This window comes from Pseudomonas sp. D47 (assembly GCF_045447305.1).
In the GTDB taxonomy this organism is placed as follows: Bacteria; Pseudomonadota; Gammaproteobacteria; order Pseudomonadales; family Pseudomonadaceae; genus Aquipseudomonas.
Window position 1 is genome coordinate 1 of sequence record NZ_JBJGXU010000087.1, and the last position, 17,623, is coordinate 17,623.

9 protein-coding genes and 2 pseudogenes are annotated in these 17,623 nt (G+C 59.2%); 3 read left to right on the plus strand and 8 right to left on the minus strand.

Annotation, left to right across the window (positions count from 1 at the left end; all coding sequences use genetic code 11):
* Positions 1-160: 160 nt before the first annotated feature.
* A pseudogene (locus tag ACI77I_RS29610) lies at positions 161-469 on the minus strand (sigma factor); the annotation flags it as partial.
* A gap of 148 nt (positions 470-617) precedes the next feature.
* On the opposite strand from ACI77I_RS29610, the gene ACI77I_RS29615 reads away from it, so the two are divergent.
* The gene (locus ACI77I_RS29615) at positions 618-2,498 is read left to right on the plus strand and encodes a methyl-accepting chemotaxis protein (protein WP_094953160.1); all 1,881 of its coding nucleotides are present in this window, start codon (positions 618-620) and stop codon (positions 2,496-2,498) included.
* Positions 2,499-2,537: 39 nt separating this feature from the next.
* Here ACI77I_RS29615 and ACI77I_RS29620 read toward each other — a convergent pair whose 3' ends face one another.
* The 5 genes from ACI77I_RS29620 to ACI77I_RS29640 form a co-directional block, all read right to left on the minus strand.
* Positions 2,538-2,996: an SRPBCC family protein gene (locus ACI77I_RS29620; RefSeq protein ID WP_094953158.1), complete on the minus strand. Its 459-nt coding sequence runs from the start codon at positions 2,994-2,996 to the stop codon at positions 2,538-2,540.
* Between the two features lie 11 nt (positions 2,997-3,007).
* Positions 3,008-6,391, minus strand: a complete 3,384-nt coding sequence (locus ACI77I_RS29625; RefSeq protein WP_406999711.1) for an amino acid adenylation domain-containing protein — start codon at positions 6,389-6,391, stop codon at positions 3,008-3,010.
* Entirely contained in the window at positions 6,388-7,335 is a 948-nt protein-coding gene (locus tag ACI77I_RS29630; protein WP_094953156.1) for a diiron oxygenase, read from the minus strand. Before ACI77I_RS29630 ends, ACI77I_RS29625 begins: the two co-directional genes overlap by 4 nt.
* Positions 7,332-8,090: a DUF3050 domain-containing protein gene (locus tag ACI77I_RS29635; protein WP_406999713.1), complete on the minus strand. Its 759-nt coding sequence runs from the start codon at positions 8,088-8,090 to the stop codon at positions 7,332-7,334. Before ACI77I_RS29635 ends, ACI77I_RS29630 begins: the two co-directional genes overlap by 4 nt.
* Before the next feature lie 380 nt (positions 8,091-8,470).
* The gene (locus ACI77I_RS29640) at positions 8,471-9,181 is read right to left on the minus strand and encodes a GntR family transcriptional regulator (protein ID WP_094953152.1); all 711 of its coding nucleotides are present in this window, start codon (positions 9,179-9,181) and stop codon (positions 8,471-8,473) included.
* 250 nt (positions 9,182-9,431) lie between these two features.
* Between ACI77I_RS29640 and lapG the strand changes: the two genes are divergently transcribed.
* Complete coding sequence (gene lapG, locus ACI77I_RS29645; RefSeq protein WP_094953151.1) at positions 9,432-10,124, plus strand: cysteine protease LapG; 693 nt, start codon at positions 9,432-9,434, stop codon at positions 10,122-10,124.
* A 14-nt stretch (positions 10,125-10,138) separates the two neighbouring features.
* A complete protein-coding gene (gene lapD / locus ACI77I_RS29650; RefSeq protein WP_406999715.1) occupies positions 10,139-12,085 on the plus strand; it encodes a cyclic di-GMP receptor LapD in 1,947 nt (648 codons plus the stop codon).
* A gap of 153 nt (positions 12,086-12,238) precedes the next feature.
* On the opposite strand, the gene ACI77I_RS29655 is transcribed toward lapD, so the two are convergent.
* Together ACI77I_RS29655 and ACI77I_RS29660 are read right to left on the minus strand one after the other, a co-directional pair.
* Positions 12,239-12,577, minus strand: a complete 339-nt coding sequence (locus ACI77I_RS29655; RefSeq protein ID WP_094953149.1) for a tryptophan synthase subunit beta — start codon at positions 12,575-12,577, stop codon at positions 12,239-12,241.
* Between the two features lie 152 nt (positions 12,578-12,729).
* Positions 12,730-17,623: pseudogene (locus ACI77I_RS29660) on the minus strand (LapA family giant adhesin); the annotation flags it as partial.

The following is a 17,623-nucleotide window of genomic DNA, read 5'->3' on the forward strand; positions in this document are numbered from 1 at the left end:
GAATTCCGAAACCCCTGTCTGTTAACGCAGACAGGGGTTTTGTCGTTTAGAGGTTTAATAACTAGGAACCCTCGCGGCTGGAAACTTCCCGGCAAGTGAGCAGAATTGCACACTGCGTCGCTCGCTGGTGGTGGTCGCGAGGTCAGACGTCCAGCGCTGCCAGCTGTGTGATGTCCTCCAGAAACTCCAGTACCAACGCACGGGCTTCGGCGCTGTGTGCCAGCGCTTGCGGCAGATGGGCGATGGACTCGAGGTAAGCGCGCTCGATTTCTTCATGGCGCCAATGATCAACCACCAAGCCGCGAGCGATCGTGCGCAAAAAAGCCCGAGGCGCCTTGAGTTCAAAGCGTTCAGTCTTTTGCAGTAGCTGCACACAGGTGTCTTGCGCCAGGTCCGCCGCATCGGCGGCACTGCCCAGTGCGACTGTACCGCCTGTCGGTTTCCTACTCAAAATAAGGATGTATCTCACAAATTTCTAAGATTTTTCCTGAATTGGCCGAAAGACTGATGAGCCATGCGTGCACCGAAATAGAGCGGTCGCAGAGTTCGCCTATCCCGTTAGATGAAATGTTCCACTCGGCACGCTCATCCCCCTTTGGCAAAAAGAAGTCGATGAAATGAATCTCAAGTTCAGTCATAAAATTCTGTTGGCCGCGTCAGGCGTCGTGGTTCTCGCTTTCGCGTTATTCACGTTCTACAACGACTACCTGCAGCGCAGCACCATCAAGCAAAACCTGGAGTCGTCTATCCAGCAATCGGGTGAACTCACCGCCAGCAGTGTGCAGAACTGGCTGAGTGGCCGGATTCTGGTCCTCGAAAACCTGGCGCAAAACGTTGCGCATCAGGGCAGTGCTGCCGACCTTCCAGGCCTGGTCGACCAGCCTGCATTCACCTCGAATTTCCAGTTCACTTATGTCGGTCAAACCAACGGCGTGTTCACCCAGCGCCCTGACGCCAAGATGTCCGACGATTACGACCCTCGTCAGCGTCCCTGGTACAAACAAGCGGTGGCCGCCGATAAAACCATGCTCACCCCGCCCTACATGGCAGCTGTGGGCGGGCAGATCGTGACCATCGCTCTGCCGGTCAAAAAGAACGGCGAACTGCTGGGTGTGGTCGGCGGCGACCTGAGCTTGCAAACCCTGGTGAAGATCATCAATTCGGTAGACTTCGGCGGCATGGGCCATGCGTTTCTGGTCAGCGCCGATGGCCAGGTCATCGTCAGTCCTGACCAGGCCCAGGTGATGAAAAACCTCAAGGACATCTACCCTGGCGCTAATCTGCGCATCGAGAAGGTCAGCCAGGACGTTGTCCTCAATGGCAAGGACCGTATCCTTTCGTTCACCCCGATCAGTGGTTTGCCCGGTGCAGACTGGTACATCGGTCTGTCGATCGATAAAGACAAAGCCTACGCACCACTGGGCAAGTTCCGTACTTCTGCGCTGATCGCCATGTTAATCGCGGTCGTCGCCATTGCGGTGCTCTTGAGCCTGTTGATTCAAGTGCTGCTACGCCCCCTGACCACCATGGGTGTTGCCATGCAGGACATCGCCCAGGGTGAGGGCGATTTGACTCGCCGCCTGGACGTGACCACTAAGGACGAGTTTGGCGAGGTTGGCAGTGCTTTCAACCAGTTCGTCGAGCGTATTCACGCGTCCATCTCGGAAGTGTCTTCGGCAACGCGTCAGGTACACGACCTGTCCCAGCGCGTGATGGCTTCGTCCAACGCTTCGATCATCGGTTCGGACGAGCAAAGTGCGCGGACCAATAGCGTGGCCGCGGCGATCAACGAATTGGGCGCCGCCACCCAGGAAATCGCGCGTAACGCCGCCGATGCTTCGCAGCACGCCAGTGGTGCCAGTGAACAGGCAGACGACGGTCGCAAGGTGGTAGAGAAAACCATCCTGGCGATGTCGGAGCTGTCGCAAAAAATCAGCCTGTCCTGCACCCAGATCGAAACCCTGAACGCCAGCACCGACAACATCGGCCACATCCTTGATGTGATCAAAGGCATCTCCCAGCAAACCAACCTGTTGGCGCTCAATGCCGCGATCGAGGCCGCGCGTGCCGGGGAAGCCGGGCGCGGGTTTGCCGTGGTTGCCGATGAAGTGCGTAACTTGGCGCACCGTACCCAGGAATCCGCCGAAGAGATCCATAAGATGATCACTTCGCTGCAAGTGGGTTCGCGTGAAGCGGTGACCACCATGAACGCCAGCCAGACCTCCAGCGAAGAAAGCGTGGAAGTGGCCAACCAGGCCGGTGAGCGCCTGGTCAGCGTGACTCAGCGAATCGTCGAGATCGATGGCATGAACCAATCGGTTGCTGCCGCCACCGAAGAGCAGACCGCTGTGGTTGAAACCCTCAACGTCGACATCAACCAGATCAACCTGCTGAACCAGCAGGGCGTGGCTAACCTCAACGAAACGCTCAAGGACTGCGATGCACTGTCCCAGCAGGCCAGCCGTCTGAAGCAATTGGTCGACAGCTTCAAAATCTGACCCTGTTTGTGCAGGAGCGAGGCCTCTCGCTCCTGCTGATCAGCCGAGCATCTGGCGCACGTTCTGCAGTGCGCTGTCGGCGAACGCCTGCACAAACTGTTCAAACTCTGCCTGCGCAGTTTCCAGTGGCTCGCCCACCAGGGTCCAGGTCGCCCTGGAGCACCCCTCGCCAAGGCCTTCCACGCGCATTGCAGCCCACAACCGCGCGACGCCCAACGTGTTGTAGATTGTGGTCCATGTCATGCACATGGCCTCGTCGTCCCTGCTGTTGAGTTGCTCTACAACGCAATGGCCATCGTGGAAAAATTTCGTGCGCAATGCGCCTACACCTGTCCCCGTCATGTCGATGTGCGAAAGGGCGGGAATGAAGGCATCAAAGCCTGCAAAGTTGCCTACCACGTTCCACAGGCGAGCGGCTTCGCACGGGACTTCGACAGACGCCACCAACGGTGCGGCATTCGGGTTGCGGATCAATGTATCCGGTTGCAGCGGTTTCATAAGCGTGTCCTTTAGCGGTCAGAGAAAGCCAATGGCCCGAGGTGGTCGCAGCCCTTACGCAACAGCGCCGGGTCCTTTTGTGGGTAGTGCTCGCCCATGGCTTCAACACCCTGGCGTGCGTTGTCGTGACAGATCATCGAGATGTCGCTGATGTCTTCTGAAAGGTCATCCAGGTAGAAACCCAGCACGCCAAACAGCGCGTTCTCGCAGCCCACCGTACGCAACGCTCTTTGCCAATGCGCAACACTCACCCGTTCGAAGGGGTGGCCCGCCTGGCTGAATGCATCAAGGTAGTGATCCCAGCTCAAGGGCTGTGGGTTGTGCAGGTTGAAGACGTTGCGCCTGGCAGAAAATTGGCTGCAATGGAACGCAACGAAACGGGCAAAGAAGTCCACCGGCATCAGGTCGAAATTCACCTCAAGGCGGGGCGCCAGGCCCAGCTGCAACGACCCCTTGAGCATCAGCATCAAGCGGTTGTTTTGCGGCTGGCAAACACCGCTGCGGCTGTTGAAGGCGATATTGCCCGGGCGATAGATATTGACCCAGGCACCTTGCTCGGCCGCTCGTCCCAACAGCCGTTCGGCCACCCACTTGGAGAGGTTGTAGCCGTTCTTCAGATAGAGCGGCAACGTCGCCACTGCAAGTGTTTCAAGGATGTTCCCCTGAGCGTCGACGCTGCTGCAGGCCGACAGTGTGGAGATGAAATTGAAGACCTTCTTGCACTGGGTTTCACACAGGCGCAGGCACTCCAGCACCGGTTCGACGTTGTCCCTGGCGAGTGAGGCGTAGTCCATCACATGATTGACCCTTGCTGCGTTGTGCACCAACACGCCATAAGTACTGGCGAGGTGTTCATACACGTCGCTGGCCAGGCCCAGCCGGGGCAGGCTGATATCGGCGGCATGGACCTGCACGCGGCTCAGGTCCAGATGGTCCAGGCGATACTCGCGCAATGCCTCGGCAAACCGCGCCGCCGCCGAGCGCCCCGGCTGTTCTCGCACCAGGCAGGCCACCTCTTGCGCACCGCCCGCCAACAACGCTTCGACTAGGTGCACCCCGACAAAACTGTTGGCGCCTGTGACGATCACCTTGCGCGGATCACCGGCGCGGTCCTCATGCAGCATGTGTAGATTCAGCGCTTGCGATGCGTCTTTGTGCACTTGGCCTGACGGTGCATTGGGCAGTTCACCGTCCTCCATCAGCACGGCGAGCGTACGAATCGTCGGCGCCTCAAAGAAACGGCTCAATGACAGGCTGCGGCCAAACTCATCGCGCAGACGCAGCAACAACGTCGACAGCAGGATGGAATGGCCGCCCAAGTTGAAAAAGCTGTCATCGATGCCAAGAGCATCGCCAGGTACCGACAGCAACTCGCTCCACAGCGCCGTCAGACGCGTTTGCAGAGGCGTTTGTGCTGCGTGACGGGCAGTGTGGGGCGTGGGGTGCATTGGCATCGCCAGCAGTGCCTGGCGGTCGATCTTGTCGTGGCAGGTGCGCGGCATTATTGGCACCTCAGTCCACACTTCGGGGTGCATATAAGCCGGTAGCCATTGCTGCGCATGTCGCTTCAAGCCTGCCAGCGTGGCGCCGGGCTCGGGCTGGGCGGCAAAACTGAAAATCCGGCGATCACCATCAATCACCACGGCCACTTGGCGAAACAACCGGCTGCTGCGCAGGCACTCTTCGATTTCTTGAGGCTCGACCCGAAAACCACGGATCTTCACTTGGTCATCCCGTCGACCGCCCAGCTCTATACCGTCTTGCGTCCATTTCGCCAGGTCGCCGCTGCGGTAAGCCTGCAGCATCTGGCCATCCGGCAGTGTCAGCTCAACGAACGGATTGTCCACCCGTTGCGGTGCGCTCACATACCCCAGGCTCACCCCAGGGCCGACGATGTATAGGTCGCCCATCACCTGCTCATCCACCGGTTGCAGGTGGTCGTCGAGGATCAGCACCCGGCTGTTGGCAATCGGATGGCCTACGTTGCGATGGCTGTCGCCGGCCTGAAACATGCGGTGGGTGGCTAGCACCGTCGTCTCGGTAGGGCCGTAGAGGTTGTGCAATCGGCACTGGCCCGCCAACCTTTCGATCACGTGCGGCTCGCAGGTATCACCGCCGGTCAACAGGTGGGTCAGGCCCAACGGCTGATCCAGTGGCAGGATGCTCAAAAGTGCCGGTGGCAAAAACGCGTGGCTGATGTTCTTTTGGCGAATCAGCTCGACCAACTGCTGAGGGTCGTGCCTCTGGCCCTCGCTGGGCACGATCAACTCGGCACCGGCGATCAGGGCAGGGAAGATATCGATCAGCGATGAGTCGAAACTGAGCGGCGAAAATTGCAGCACACGGCTCTGCTCATTCAGCGCCACACAGGCCCCAAGCCAGGCGGTGAAATGCGCAAGGTTGCCTTGGCTGAGCAGCACGCCTTTAGGCTGGCCGGTGGTGCCGGAGGTGAAAAGCACGATGCAGGGTGCTTCGCCGCTGGCGCGATGGTGCGCCAAAGGCTGCGTGGTGTCAGTGTGCGTCGGGTCGAGTTGGCACACATTCAGGCTAACGAACTGGTCGCGCAAAGGGTGCTGGCCATCATCCAACAGCACGCTCGCCCGAGTACTTTGCAGCATCGTCTGCTGGCGCTGTGGCGGATGCTCCGGTGCCAGTGGCAGGTACACCGCGCCGCAACCCAACACCGCGAGAATGCTGGCGTACAACTCGGTGGACTTGCCCAGGCAAACGCCGACCACTGCTGGCGCCTCAATGCCTTCCAGCAGGGGGCGCAGGCGTTGCTGGATCGATAGGGCCCGTATCCGTAATTGCTGGTAGGTCACCACACTGCCGGCGATGTTCAGCGCCGGGCGTTCGGCGAATGTGTGCAGGCTTGCCTGTAGCCGTTCGATGATGGGCGCCTGGGCTGCTTGCAATAATGCCGGCTGCGCTGTGCGATTGAATCGATGCACAAACGCCAGCGCGTCCAGCGTTTGCAGGCCTTGCTCGGGCCAGGCGTTAACGGTGGCGGTTGCGGCGAAGAAGCCCACGTCCCTCGAGAAACTGCTGACCAGCGAGGCCACCCATTCCACCAGCACGTTCGTCGCGTGCCGGCGTAGTTGCTGGCCGTTGCCGCTGGGTTCGTCGGCAACGTCCTGTACCGCCAATACGCGTTGGTCATGGTCATAGCAGCGCAACTGCAGCGCGGGAAGCCCATGTTCGAACACCGGGCCGACACCCAGGCGCAGGCTTATCCATTGGGCGTTGTCGGAATGAGTCAGCGGTGGTTGGCTGCCATCTTCAATAACGATGTCGAGGGATTCTGTTGCGCTGACGTGCCCGTATTGCTCCAGCGTCTGCCTGAGCGCTTGCAAGGCATTACTGCTGCCGTTCCAACCAATCTTCAAGCGCCTCATGCCGGCCTCCCCGGTTCGGGCAGGTAGTCGCTCAGGGCCAGGGCGACGCTCGGTGTGTGCAGCACGCCGCTCTGATGCAGGAACCCCATGATGTTGCCGAGCAGTGGGTGCTGGCGGGTGATGGGAAAGTCCAGCGCTGCGACTTCGCCCTGTAGCGCGTGGCGAACATCGGCGCTGACGTCCAGGTGTTCGATCAGGTGTAAATCAAAGCCTTTTTGCAGATCGTTGGTCAGGTAATGCGCCAAAAAGGTCGGCAGGGTAACAGCGATACTGTCGCGGTCGGCCGTGCTTGCCGCTTGCCAGTAGAGACGCACCAGTTGCGTCCAGAATTGCGCATGGCGCCCTTCATCAAACAAGTGATCGGCCATCAAGCCACGGATGGAAGGCTTGACGCTGTCGTCCTTGGAAAACGCCGCTACGTCATGGGTGACGGTGTTTTCGGCGATGGCCACGCCAATCAATTCCACGGCATCGCGCAGGTGTGCCGGTGCCATCGCCTGCGCTGCCGGCAGGGCATGGCTCAGTTCGATTTGCCCAGGCAGGTCGAGGGGCTGTATGCCGGTCATTTCCACGGTCTGTTGCAGGAAGTCCAGCGCGACCAGCGCGTGGTAGTCCTCATCCACCACGACGGTCATCGCGTCCACGCGACAGGCGAGGGGGAAGGGCAGCGAAAAGTGGTTCTTGGCAATGTTGCGGGCGGTCTTGCCGACGATCTCGGTTTCGAAGATCACCACATCGTTGATGAATTTGTAGAAGCTTTGCGCCAACACAAAGTCGCGGTACTGCGGGCAGTGCTCCAGAAAGGTTGCACTCAGCACCAGTGGTTGGCGGCACAGCGGATAGATCAACCTGTCATCGTTTTCCAGCAGGCGCCGAGGGCGTGTGCGGATCGTTGCACGGCGTTCCCAGTCTTCGGCAAAGGAGCGGTAGTCGACGGCGGTCATGGTTGCACCTCTTGAAGCGAGGCGCGCACGGCGTCCCAGAAGCTGAGGCGGTTTTGCACGGCGGCGAGGGCGGTGTCATCGGCCTGGCGTTGTCGGGTAGTGTCTGTCCCGATCAGGCGTTGGAGTAATTGCTGCGCCGCTGGCCCATGGTCTTGAGCGTCCAACTCGATGTGGCGGCTGAGGTAATAGTTCAGGGTGGGTGCTTGACGAACAATGCATGGATTACTGTGCAGAATACGTTCGAACATCAACGGGATGACACTCTCGCGGCCGTGCAGGAAGGCCGCCGCCACGCAGTGGGTAGGTGCGTTTAACGCGATGTCCAGCGTGCTGTCGACAAAGCCGGCCACGCCGGGAAGCACCTCAAGCATGTGTAAGGCTGCACTTGCTTCCACGCCCTGGCGCTGCAATTCAATGAAGCGCTGGATGCTAGTGGTGTCGGCCCCTACCTCCACCATGGCTTCCAGATACAGTTCGAAGTGGCTGCAATGGCCATGTGTTGGGTGTTCGTCCGACTCCTCTCCAAGCACGATTTCATTGATCAGGCGGGCGGCTTTCGGGTCGGCGGGCGGAAGCCAGGGTAAGTGCGTGCAGGTCAAGTCCTGCTGCAGGCGTTTGGTCAAGGTCATGAAGTCCCAAACGGCAAATACATGGTGCTCCATAAAAACGTGTAACTTGTTGACTGAAGTTATTTCTATAAATAACGGATGGCTGCATAACTGCAGTTTTTTTTGTTTAAGTAAGTGTTGGTGCATGGTTGACGCCTAATAAGTTGTTGCGGCTGCTCTGAAAACAGTAATGGGTTTTTAATTAACAACGCAAAGATGGCATTTAGCCGTGCCACGCGCGCAGCGCTAACCGCACATAGGGTTGTGCTGCCGAGCGAAATATTTGTTTTATTGGCGAGAGATAATAGTCTGGTTAAACGTTTTGAGGATCTTATGAATGTGTTAGATGTTTTTTCGAGAAATATCTTGTTGTGGGTAAGTTGCCTGGATAGTTGTTTGAAGTTTCCTCGAAGTGAGCCGTCTTATTTAAATCGAATCGTTCTGGCGCTGGCGTATCAGTGCGGGCCCCTCGCCGAGAGGTAGGGAGCCCCACACCGTAGAGGCGTCAAGGAACAGAGCCGTAAACCTTACTGCGCGCCTTTCTTTGCGCAGGCTTCAAGACCATTGAGGTAGGTGGTGATTACCTCCATCCCTCGCATCAAGTGGTTGCGTAGCGTCAGGATGCTCTCGTCGACTTTCTTCTGCGCCACCAGGCTCAGCAGTTCTCGGTGATCTTCCTGGGACGTCTCGCCCAGGCCCATCGCCTCAAGGTTGAAGCGCAGAAAGCGTTCCTCCTCATTCAAACCGTGTTCAACCAGTTTGAGCAGCCGCTGGTTAGGTGCCTTGCCATACAACACCATGTGGAACAGGCGGTTGAGACGGCCAATCTCGGTGTAGTCTTTCTCCTGCTCCAACGCATTGATGTAGGCATCGGCTTCAGCGATGTCGGCGTCGGTGAGAAACGGAGTCGAGAGGCGCAACGCTTCGGATTCAAGCAGCATGCGCAGTTCATAGGTCTCAGCCGAATTGTCTTCGATCAACGGTGCAACCACGGCGCCCTTATGGGTCACCACATGCAGCAAGGATTGAGCTTCCAGTTGGCGTAAAGCCTCGCGCACGGGCATACGGCTAACGCCGAACAGGCTAGCCAGCTCTTGCTGACGCATCGCGGTGCCACACGGCAATCGACCATCGAGAATGGCATTACGCAGTGTTTCTTCAATAACGGCGCGAGCAAGATGGGCGGGAATAGGCCCGCTGATTTTGATGCTGCTTAAAGGGTTCGGCTTCTGCGTCACGGTTACGCTATCCTCCTTTCTTGAGTGGAGTGTGTTTAATTGGATCCAATGCACACTAGAGACGGGCCGCGCGCTTGTCAAACAACCAAAGTTTCCGTTTGTAAGGGCTTACGGGGCGTACTTTGTGCATCCCACAGGGGGCGGTTATAAACTCGCCCGACCGATGGATGATTGCACTGTGCCATTGTTTTTTGCCAGTCGAAGCATCACCATCCTTTGAAATTCCGTCTCTCTTCATGGACTGAACGCCTTGGCGGTAAGTTTTATTCCCTCTCGAATCTTTAGCTGGCTGTTTTCAGCGATTGTGTTGGCCGGCCTTATGCTCGGCGGGCTGCATGCTGATTGGGATTTTTCCCAGATCAGCCGCAAGGCCACGGCCTTGTACGGGCCGCTGGGGGAGGGCCAGCAGCGTATCGACGCCTGGCAGCGGTTGCTGGCGACCCAAAAGCAGGTCGACGAGCAGGAGCAGCTCAAGGTGGTCAACCTGTTTTTCAACAAGCAAATGTCTTACGTGGAAGACACCGACCTCTGGCACGTGGTCGACTACTGGGAGACGCCCATCGAAGCACTCTGGAAGGGGGCTGGCGACTGCGAGGACTACGCGATCGCCAAGTATTTCAGTTTGCGTCATTTGGGCGTCTCCAGCGACAAATTGCGCATTACCTACGTCAAGGCCTTGCGTCAGAATCGCGCTCACATGGTCCTGACGTATTATTCGACCCCAGACGCGATCCCGCTGGTGCTCGACAGCCTGATGGACGAAATCTTGCCGGCCACCCGCCGTACCGACCTGATTCCGGTGTACTCATTCAACGCCGAAGGTTTGTACTTGCCCGGCGCCAAGGGCAACAAGAAAGTCGGTGACACTAAACGCTTGTCGCGCTGGCAGGATGTGTTGAAAAAAATGCGTGCGGAAGGCTTCCCAGCCGAGCCTGCCAACTAGGAGTAACTGATCGGATGTCTCTGTTCAAACAACTATTGATCGCAATCTGTCTGTTCCTGGTGGTCGCCTTCAGCGGCAGCTTCATGGTCAGCCTGGAAAGCTCGCGCACGCAATACGTCAACCAGCTGCGCTCGCATGCACAGGACGCGGCGACGGCGCTGGCATTGTCGCTGACGCCCAATATCGACGACCCGGCGATGGTCGAGTTACTGGTCAGCTCGATCTTCGACAGCGGCTATTACGCCAGCATTCGCGTGGTGGATCTGGCCACTGACAAAACCATCGTCGAGCGCAGCGGTATCCCCGACAACAACGGTGTGCCCAACTGGTTCGTGAAATTGATCGGCCTGGAGCCGGCCGGTGGTGATGCGCTGGTCAACCGCGGCTGGGAACAGGCGGCACGTGTAGAAGTGGTCAGCCACCCGATGTTCGCCCTGGCCAAGCTTTGGCAAAGCGCCTTGGGCAGCCTCGGCTGGCTGTTGCTGTGCGGTGCGGTGAGTGCGGTGCTGGGCGCGTTGCTGCTGCGTCGGCAACTGCAACCGTTGGACTACATGGTCAAGCAATCCCACGCCATTGCGCGCCGCGAGTTCCTCAGCGTGCCCGACCTGCCACGTACGCCGGAGCTGCGCCGTGTGGTGCAGGCCATGAACCAGATGGTAGAGAAGCTCAAGGCGCTGTTCCAGGAGCAGGCCGAGCGCAGTGAAAAACTGCGCAACGAATCCTATCAGGACAACCTCACGGGCCTCGCCAACCGCCGTTATTTCGAGATGCAGCTCAACGCCCGGGTGAGTAACCCGGAAGACACCAACTCCGGCTACCTGCTGCTATTGCGGGTCAAGGACCTGGCCGGTCTTAACCAGCGCCTGGGTGGTCAGCGCACCGACCAGTTGCTGCAAGCGGTCGGTGAACAACTGCTACGCGAGTGCGAGCCGTACCCCGAAACCCACAACCTCGTCACCCGTATCCGCGGCGGTGAATTCGCGGTGCTGGCGCCCGGGCTGGTGCGCGATGAAGCGCTGCAATTGGCGCAGAACCTTGAAAGCACCTTACTCAGCCTGCAAGCCACCGGTGCCAGTGATGTGACGCCGGTCGCCTATATCGGCCTGGCGCCGTTCAGCCATGGCGATTCCCCCCAGGCGCTGTTGACCTTGGCTGACCAAGCCCTGGCCCAGGCCGAAGGGCAGGGCGACACCAGTTGGGTGTGCCTCGACCACAGTGCCGCCGCCAGCGTCGGTGATGATCACCATGCCTGGCACACCCTGCTTGACCAGGCCCTGACTCAGCAACGTTTCAAACTGTACTTCCAGCCGGTCGTCGCCAGCCAGGACCCGCAGCTGGTCCTGCACTACAAAGTGCTGTCGCGTTTGCAGGATGAAGACGGCCAGACCATACCCGCCGGGCGTTTCCTGCCGTGGCTTGAGCGCTTCGGCTGGACCGCGCGCCTGGACCGCCTGATGCTGGAGCAAGTGCTCAAGCAGATGGCCGGCCACAGCCATAGCCTGGCGCTGAACCTCTCGGCGGCGACCTTGCAGGACGCCCAGGCGTTGAATCGGATTTTTGAGCTGCTACGCCAGCACAGCAACCTGGGCTCGCGCCTGACCCTGGAAATTGGCGAAGAACAATTGCCTGAGCAGGCGCTGCTGGAACAGTTAACCAAGCGCCTACGCGAGCTGGGCTTCTCCCTAAGCCTGCAGCGTTTTGGTGGGCGCTTCAGCATGATCGGCAACCTGGCGCGCCTGGGCCTGGCTTACTTGAAGATCGACGGCAGCTACATCCGCGCCATCGACCAGGAAAGCGACAAGCGCCTGTTTATCGAAGCGATCCAACGCGCGGCCCACAGTATCGACTTGCCATTGATTGCCGAGCGCGTGGAAACCGAGGGTGAGCTGAAGGTGATTCGCGAGATGGGGATTTTCGGCGTGCAGGGCCAGTTGTTTGGTGAACCCGCGCCCTGGAAATAATGCCAATCCAATGTGGGAGCGGGCTTATGTGGGCGCTGGCTTGCCTGCGATAGCATCACCTCGGGCTGCCTGATACACCGAGGTGCCTGCATCGCAGGCAAGCCAGCTCCCACAAAAGCCTGCCCACATTTAGATTCGGTTTGCCTGCCGAAATCAGATCAGCCCGGTCTCTTCATCATTGATCAAATGGCTCAACCCGCCCAACGCTTCCCGCGCGTGGTTACGGTCCATCAGCTTGGCCTGCGCCGCCGGCGGCAGGTCCGTCACGTTGATCACGCCCTTTTGGGTCAGTACCTGAATCAAGTCGTCCAGCACCCGGATCATCTCCAGGTCACTTTGCTTGAGCTGTGCCAGGCTGGTTTCCACCGCTTCGTTGGCGTACCAAGCCTGAATCTCAAGGTGATCGGCCGGCAGGGTTTCGGTTGACTCGGCAAAGGCGGCGGCCTCCACGCGACTCAGTGCACCCTGTGCATCACGTTGCACGTAAAACATAAGAAACCCTCGAAAATGAGCCACACGTTTTCACCCGCATAGGCCAGCGGTGTGTTTATTGAACCGAGTATGCGATGCAACCGCCCGCCAGGGCCAGCAACGTATCACCTAAGCAAATCGGCCGCCCCTGGGGGCGGCCGATAAACTGAAGCTTAGGCGGTGTGGTCGATCTTGATGGTTGGGTCGGCACCACTGATCAGCGAGTTGATGCTGGTGTGGGACCAATCGTTGCCTTCCAGCTTGATCGTCACATCGGCATTGGCCAGGCCGCCAGCGGCGTTGAGCTTGCCTTCAGTGCTGACTTGCAAGGTCGACACGCCGTCTACCGTGGTGATCTTGAGGTAGTTGTCGATGGTGCTGTCGGTCTCACCTCTCAACAGATCCTTCAGATCGATCCGGTCACCTTCCGATGCCTTGAAGTCCTTGATCACATCGTTGCCGATGTCACCCGCCTTCCACACGAAGGTGTCGGCACCCGAACCGCCGATCAGGATGTCGTTGCCCTGGCCACCGATCAAGGTGTCGTTGCCGGTGCCGCCCAGCAGGATGTCATTGCCTTTGCCGCCGTCCAGGGTGTCGTTACCGCCCTGGCCGAACAGGATGTCATCGCCTGCACCGCCCAACAGCGTGTCGTTACCGTCCTTGGCGCCGGACACGTCGAAGTCCGCGTAGTGCTCGGTGACGTACTGGTGCACGTTCGAGGCGGTCACGGCTGTGACGGCTACACCGGTTTTCTGTGCAACAAAGGCCTGCAGCGCGTTGTAACCCTCACCGGCAATCCCGCTGAAGCTCACCAGGTCGCCGAAGATGATGTCGTTGCCGTCGCCACCGCTGATGGTGTCAGAGCCTGGCAGCGTCGCCTCGCTGTGACCGAGGATGGCGTTGGCCAAGTCCTTCGGATCGATGTTGCTTTGTGGCTTGCCATCACTGTCGTACGGTGCCAACTGACTCAGGCTGACCCCGCTGTTGAGGCCGATGGCTTCTACACCACCGGTGGACAGGCCTTTGAGCAGTGCGAACGCGCTGTTGGAGTTGGTGGTGGTGGAGTAGTCGGTATCGTACCCGAGGCCGCCTTGTACCGATATTTCATAGGTGCCATCCCCTTGGGCGTGGATGATTCCCTTGTTGTACGACCCGCCGTAGGACCAGAGGGTTACCTTACCGACAGAGTTGATATCAAGGTAATTATTCGAATCGATGTTGATCCGGGTGGCTGTACCTATGGTGTAGTTGTTCATGGTGACGACATCATCGAGCCTGACGTTGCCGTACAAGTACGGGTTGGTCTGCTCGGACGCCTGGTAAAACGTCGGCTGACCATCGGTGATGAAGTACGTGGTGTTGATTGCGCCAGTGTTGCCAGTCGCCTGGGCACTTTGGAAGAAGTTGGATGCAGACTTGAACACGTCTTCGTAGTTGGTGCCGCCGGTCGACACCATCTTATCCAGGACTTTCTGCAGCGCATCCAGTGCACCTGGGTCTTTCAGGTTGACTGTAACTGTGCGATTGACCTGGTCACTGAAGTCCGCCAGGAAGACGTTCACGGTGCCAGAGGTGCTGGAGCCGACACTGTTTTTCAGTGAGTTGAACACGGTGGTCAGCGAGGCTTTCGCCGCCGCTACCGAGTCCGAACCCATACTGCCCGACGTATCGATCATGAACGCAATGTTGTAGTTCTTGCCCTGCACCACGTTCAAGCCGGCGATGTCGGCCACGACGATGTCGTTGCCATCGGTGCCATTGATGGTGTCACTGCCCGAGGTGCCGGTTACCGGGTTGTAGGTCGCCGGGTGCACCGTGACTGGCAATTGCGCGGTAGTAGTCGCCGAACCGCCGATGCTTTCGGTGGAGGTTGAGGTGACGGTCAGATTGAACTGGCCGCTGTAGTAGGTCGGCGGCTTAATGGTGAGGGTGCTCAGGTCCCAGCCGTTCACGTTGACTTCGCCTACGGTTTTGGTCGCGGTGAAGGTGTGCCCGGAAGCGTCCGTGAGTACCGAGCCCGCTGGTATGCCGCTGATCTTCACGCTCAGGGTTTCCGAGCCGTCGGTATCGGTCAGCGCAGTGGTGACCTTGGACAGCTTCACGGTGCCGTTTTCCTGGCCTTCGTTGAGCTTGTAGCCCACGTAGTAACCGTCACCGTTGCTGCCATGCAGGTCGGACACGGTTACGCCGGCGTTGGTCAGGTCGGTGATGCCGGTGTACAGCGGCACGCCGCTGGTGCTCAAGTCTGTGGCCGGGGCGCCGTTGACCGACAGGTTGACGTCATAGCTGCCTGGGCCGGCCTGGTTGGCGTGGTAGATTTCAAGGCTGTAGTAACCGCTCACCGTCGGGGTGATCGAGCCGCTGAACTTGCCGCTGTTGGTGCCCCACTGCGCGCTGGCCACGTCTTTGCCGCCGACGTTGATCACCAGGCTGTCATCGCCGGTACCGCTGAAGGTGTAGGTCTTGCCGGCTTCCATATACATCAGCCCGGAGATCTTCGAACCCGCGCCTGCGGCGACGTTTTCGGTGGACTCGACGTTGGTGACGACGCCGCTGCTGTTCGGCGTGCCGGCCTTATCAATAGCGTTTTTCAGGTCGGTCGCTGACGCGCCGTTACCGTTGCTGCCGATGCCTGCAATGCTGTTCCAGCTTTGCTTGAGCAAGCCGATCGAGTTGACGTTGTTGTCGGCCACATTCAGGGTCGGTGCGTCGGCCACTGGGGTGATATCGACTTTCACCGTGGCGCTGGTGCCAAAGTCCTTGCCATCTGTTGGCTGGAACTTGAACTGTGCGTAATCGGCTTGCTTGTTGCCGATACCGTTGCCGCCATAACCATCGGCGCCGGACTCGTTGGCGTTTGGCATGAAGCGCAACTGGCCGCCGTCGATCTGGGCTTTGGTGAAGGTCTGGCCGGCAGTCACGTTAGTCCAGGTGGTGCCGTCTGTCGCCAGGTATTGCAGCTTGCCGGCAATGGGCAGGTCGGTGATTTTCACCGCCAGGCTGGCTGGTGGTGAGTCCACGTCGGTCACGCCGAAGTTAGCCCAGGTCAGGGCCAGCGGCGTGTCTTCGGTGCCGGTCACAGCACTGCCGGTCGCCACAGGCGCATCGTTGACCGCCACTACGTTGACCGTGGTGGTGGCGACGTTGGAGTAGTTGCCGCCGTCAGTCACGGTCACGGTGATGGTCCGCGGCGTGGTGCTCGGGTCGTGGCTGCTGTTGGTGAACGTGATGTTCTTGATCTGCTGCATGTAGTCAGCCAGCGACGCCGTGCCAGTCAGGGTCAGGGTGATCTTGCCGGTGGCAGGGTCTGTCGCCGAGGCCACGGTGATGCCGGTGACGCTGCTGAAATTCAGCGCGTCGCCCTGCTGGGTGTTGGTCAAGACCACGGTGGCGCCGGTCAGTTGAGTGCTGTCCGGGTCAGTAATCTTGATGTCGGTGTCAGCAATCGACACGCCCGTGCCGCCTTCGGTGAATGAGGTCTTGTAGTCGGCACCGGTGGCGCCACTGGAGTTGTTGGCATCCAGGTCGATGACCGGTGGTGCATCGTTGTCGATGATATCGGTGCTGACGCTGCCATTGCCGACCACCAGGTTCTCGAAGTTGCCCCCGGTGGTCTTGTCGATGGTGATGACGATTTTTTCCGTCGGCTCGGTAATCTTGTCGTCGAGGGTGCGGATATCAAACGGCACGCTGCTGGAGCCGGCCGGGATCTTCACGGTGTACACGCCATTGAAGTCCGAACCGTCGGTAGCGGTGCCGCTGTACTTGAGCGTTACGGTCACGTCGGTTTGCGCCGGGTTGCTCAGCGTCAGGGTGTAGTGCGCCGTGCCGCCTTCCGTCACCGACGCGTCGCCGGTGATGCTGATGGTGGTGTTGGTGACCACATCGGTGACCTTGGTGGTCACGGTGCTGCCGTCGACAATCAAGTGCTCGTACTTGTCGCCGCCGCTGACCACGTTGGTGATCTTGGTGCTGACATCGTTGGCACCGACATACACGTCGTTAGGCGCGGTGGCAGTGGTGGTGCTGCTGGACTTGCCGTTGCCGATGGTGATGGTCGAGCCGTTATCCAGCTTCACCACCAGGTCGGAACCGACGTTGTTCACCGCTGCACCGTTCTTGTCGACCAGGGACGCGGTGTAGACGATCTGACCGCCTTCACTCACCGAACCGGTGGCCTTGAGCACCACGGTCACATCATCGATGGTGTCGTTGATGGTGGTGGTCGCGCCGCCTGGAGTGACAGTCACACCCTCGAAGTTACCGCCGGTAGTGCCGGTGATCTTGACCGTCTGAGTGCTCTTATCGATGAACACGTCATCGCTAGGCGCTGGGACAGTCACTGTACCCACGGTCGCGCCTTGCTTGATGGTGATGCTCGAACCGTTATCGAGTTGGACCACCATGTCGCTGCCGGCCTTGTTGCTCAAGGTGGCGGTATAGGTGATCTGGCCACCTTCGTTGACGGCCGTTGGGGCAGTCAGCGTGACACTGGTGAGATCGGTGGTGCCCGGGGTGTCCGTGACCGTGGTGTTAACCGGCGTGGTACCTGGCACCAGGTTTTCGAAATGCGCGCCGCCCGTCACGTTAGTGATCGCGGTGGTGACGGTCTGGTCGCCTTTGTAGACGTCGTTCGGTGCTACGACGGTGACGGTACCGCTGGACTGGTTCACACCGATGGTGATGGTTTTGCCGTTATCCAGGGTGACGGTCAGCGGGCTGGTGATGTTGGTCACCAGGGCGCCGTTTTTATCCACAAGGCTGGCGGTGTAAACGATGTTGCCGCCTTCGCCGATAGTGGTGGTCGCGGTCAGTACGACATCGACCTTGTCGATGGTGTCATTGATCGTCGTGGTTGCGCCGTTGCCTGCAACTTCGAGCTTCTCGAAGTTACCGCCAGCGGTGTCGGTGATCTTGACGATCTGAGTGCTCTTATCGATGAACACGTCATCACTTGGCGCTGGCACAGTCACGGTGCCGACGGTATCGCCCGCCTTAATGGTGATGCTCGAGCCATTATCCAACTTGAGGGTGACGTCGGTGCCGGCCTTGTTGCTCAAGGTC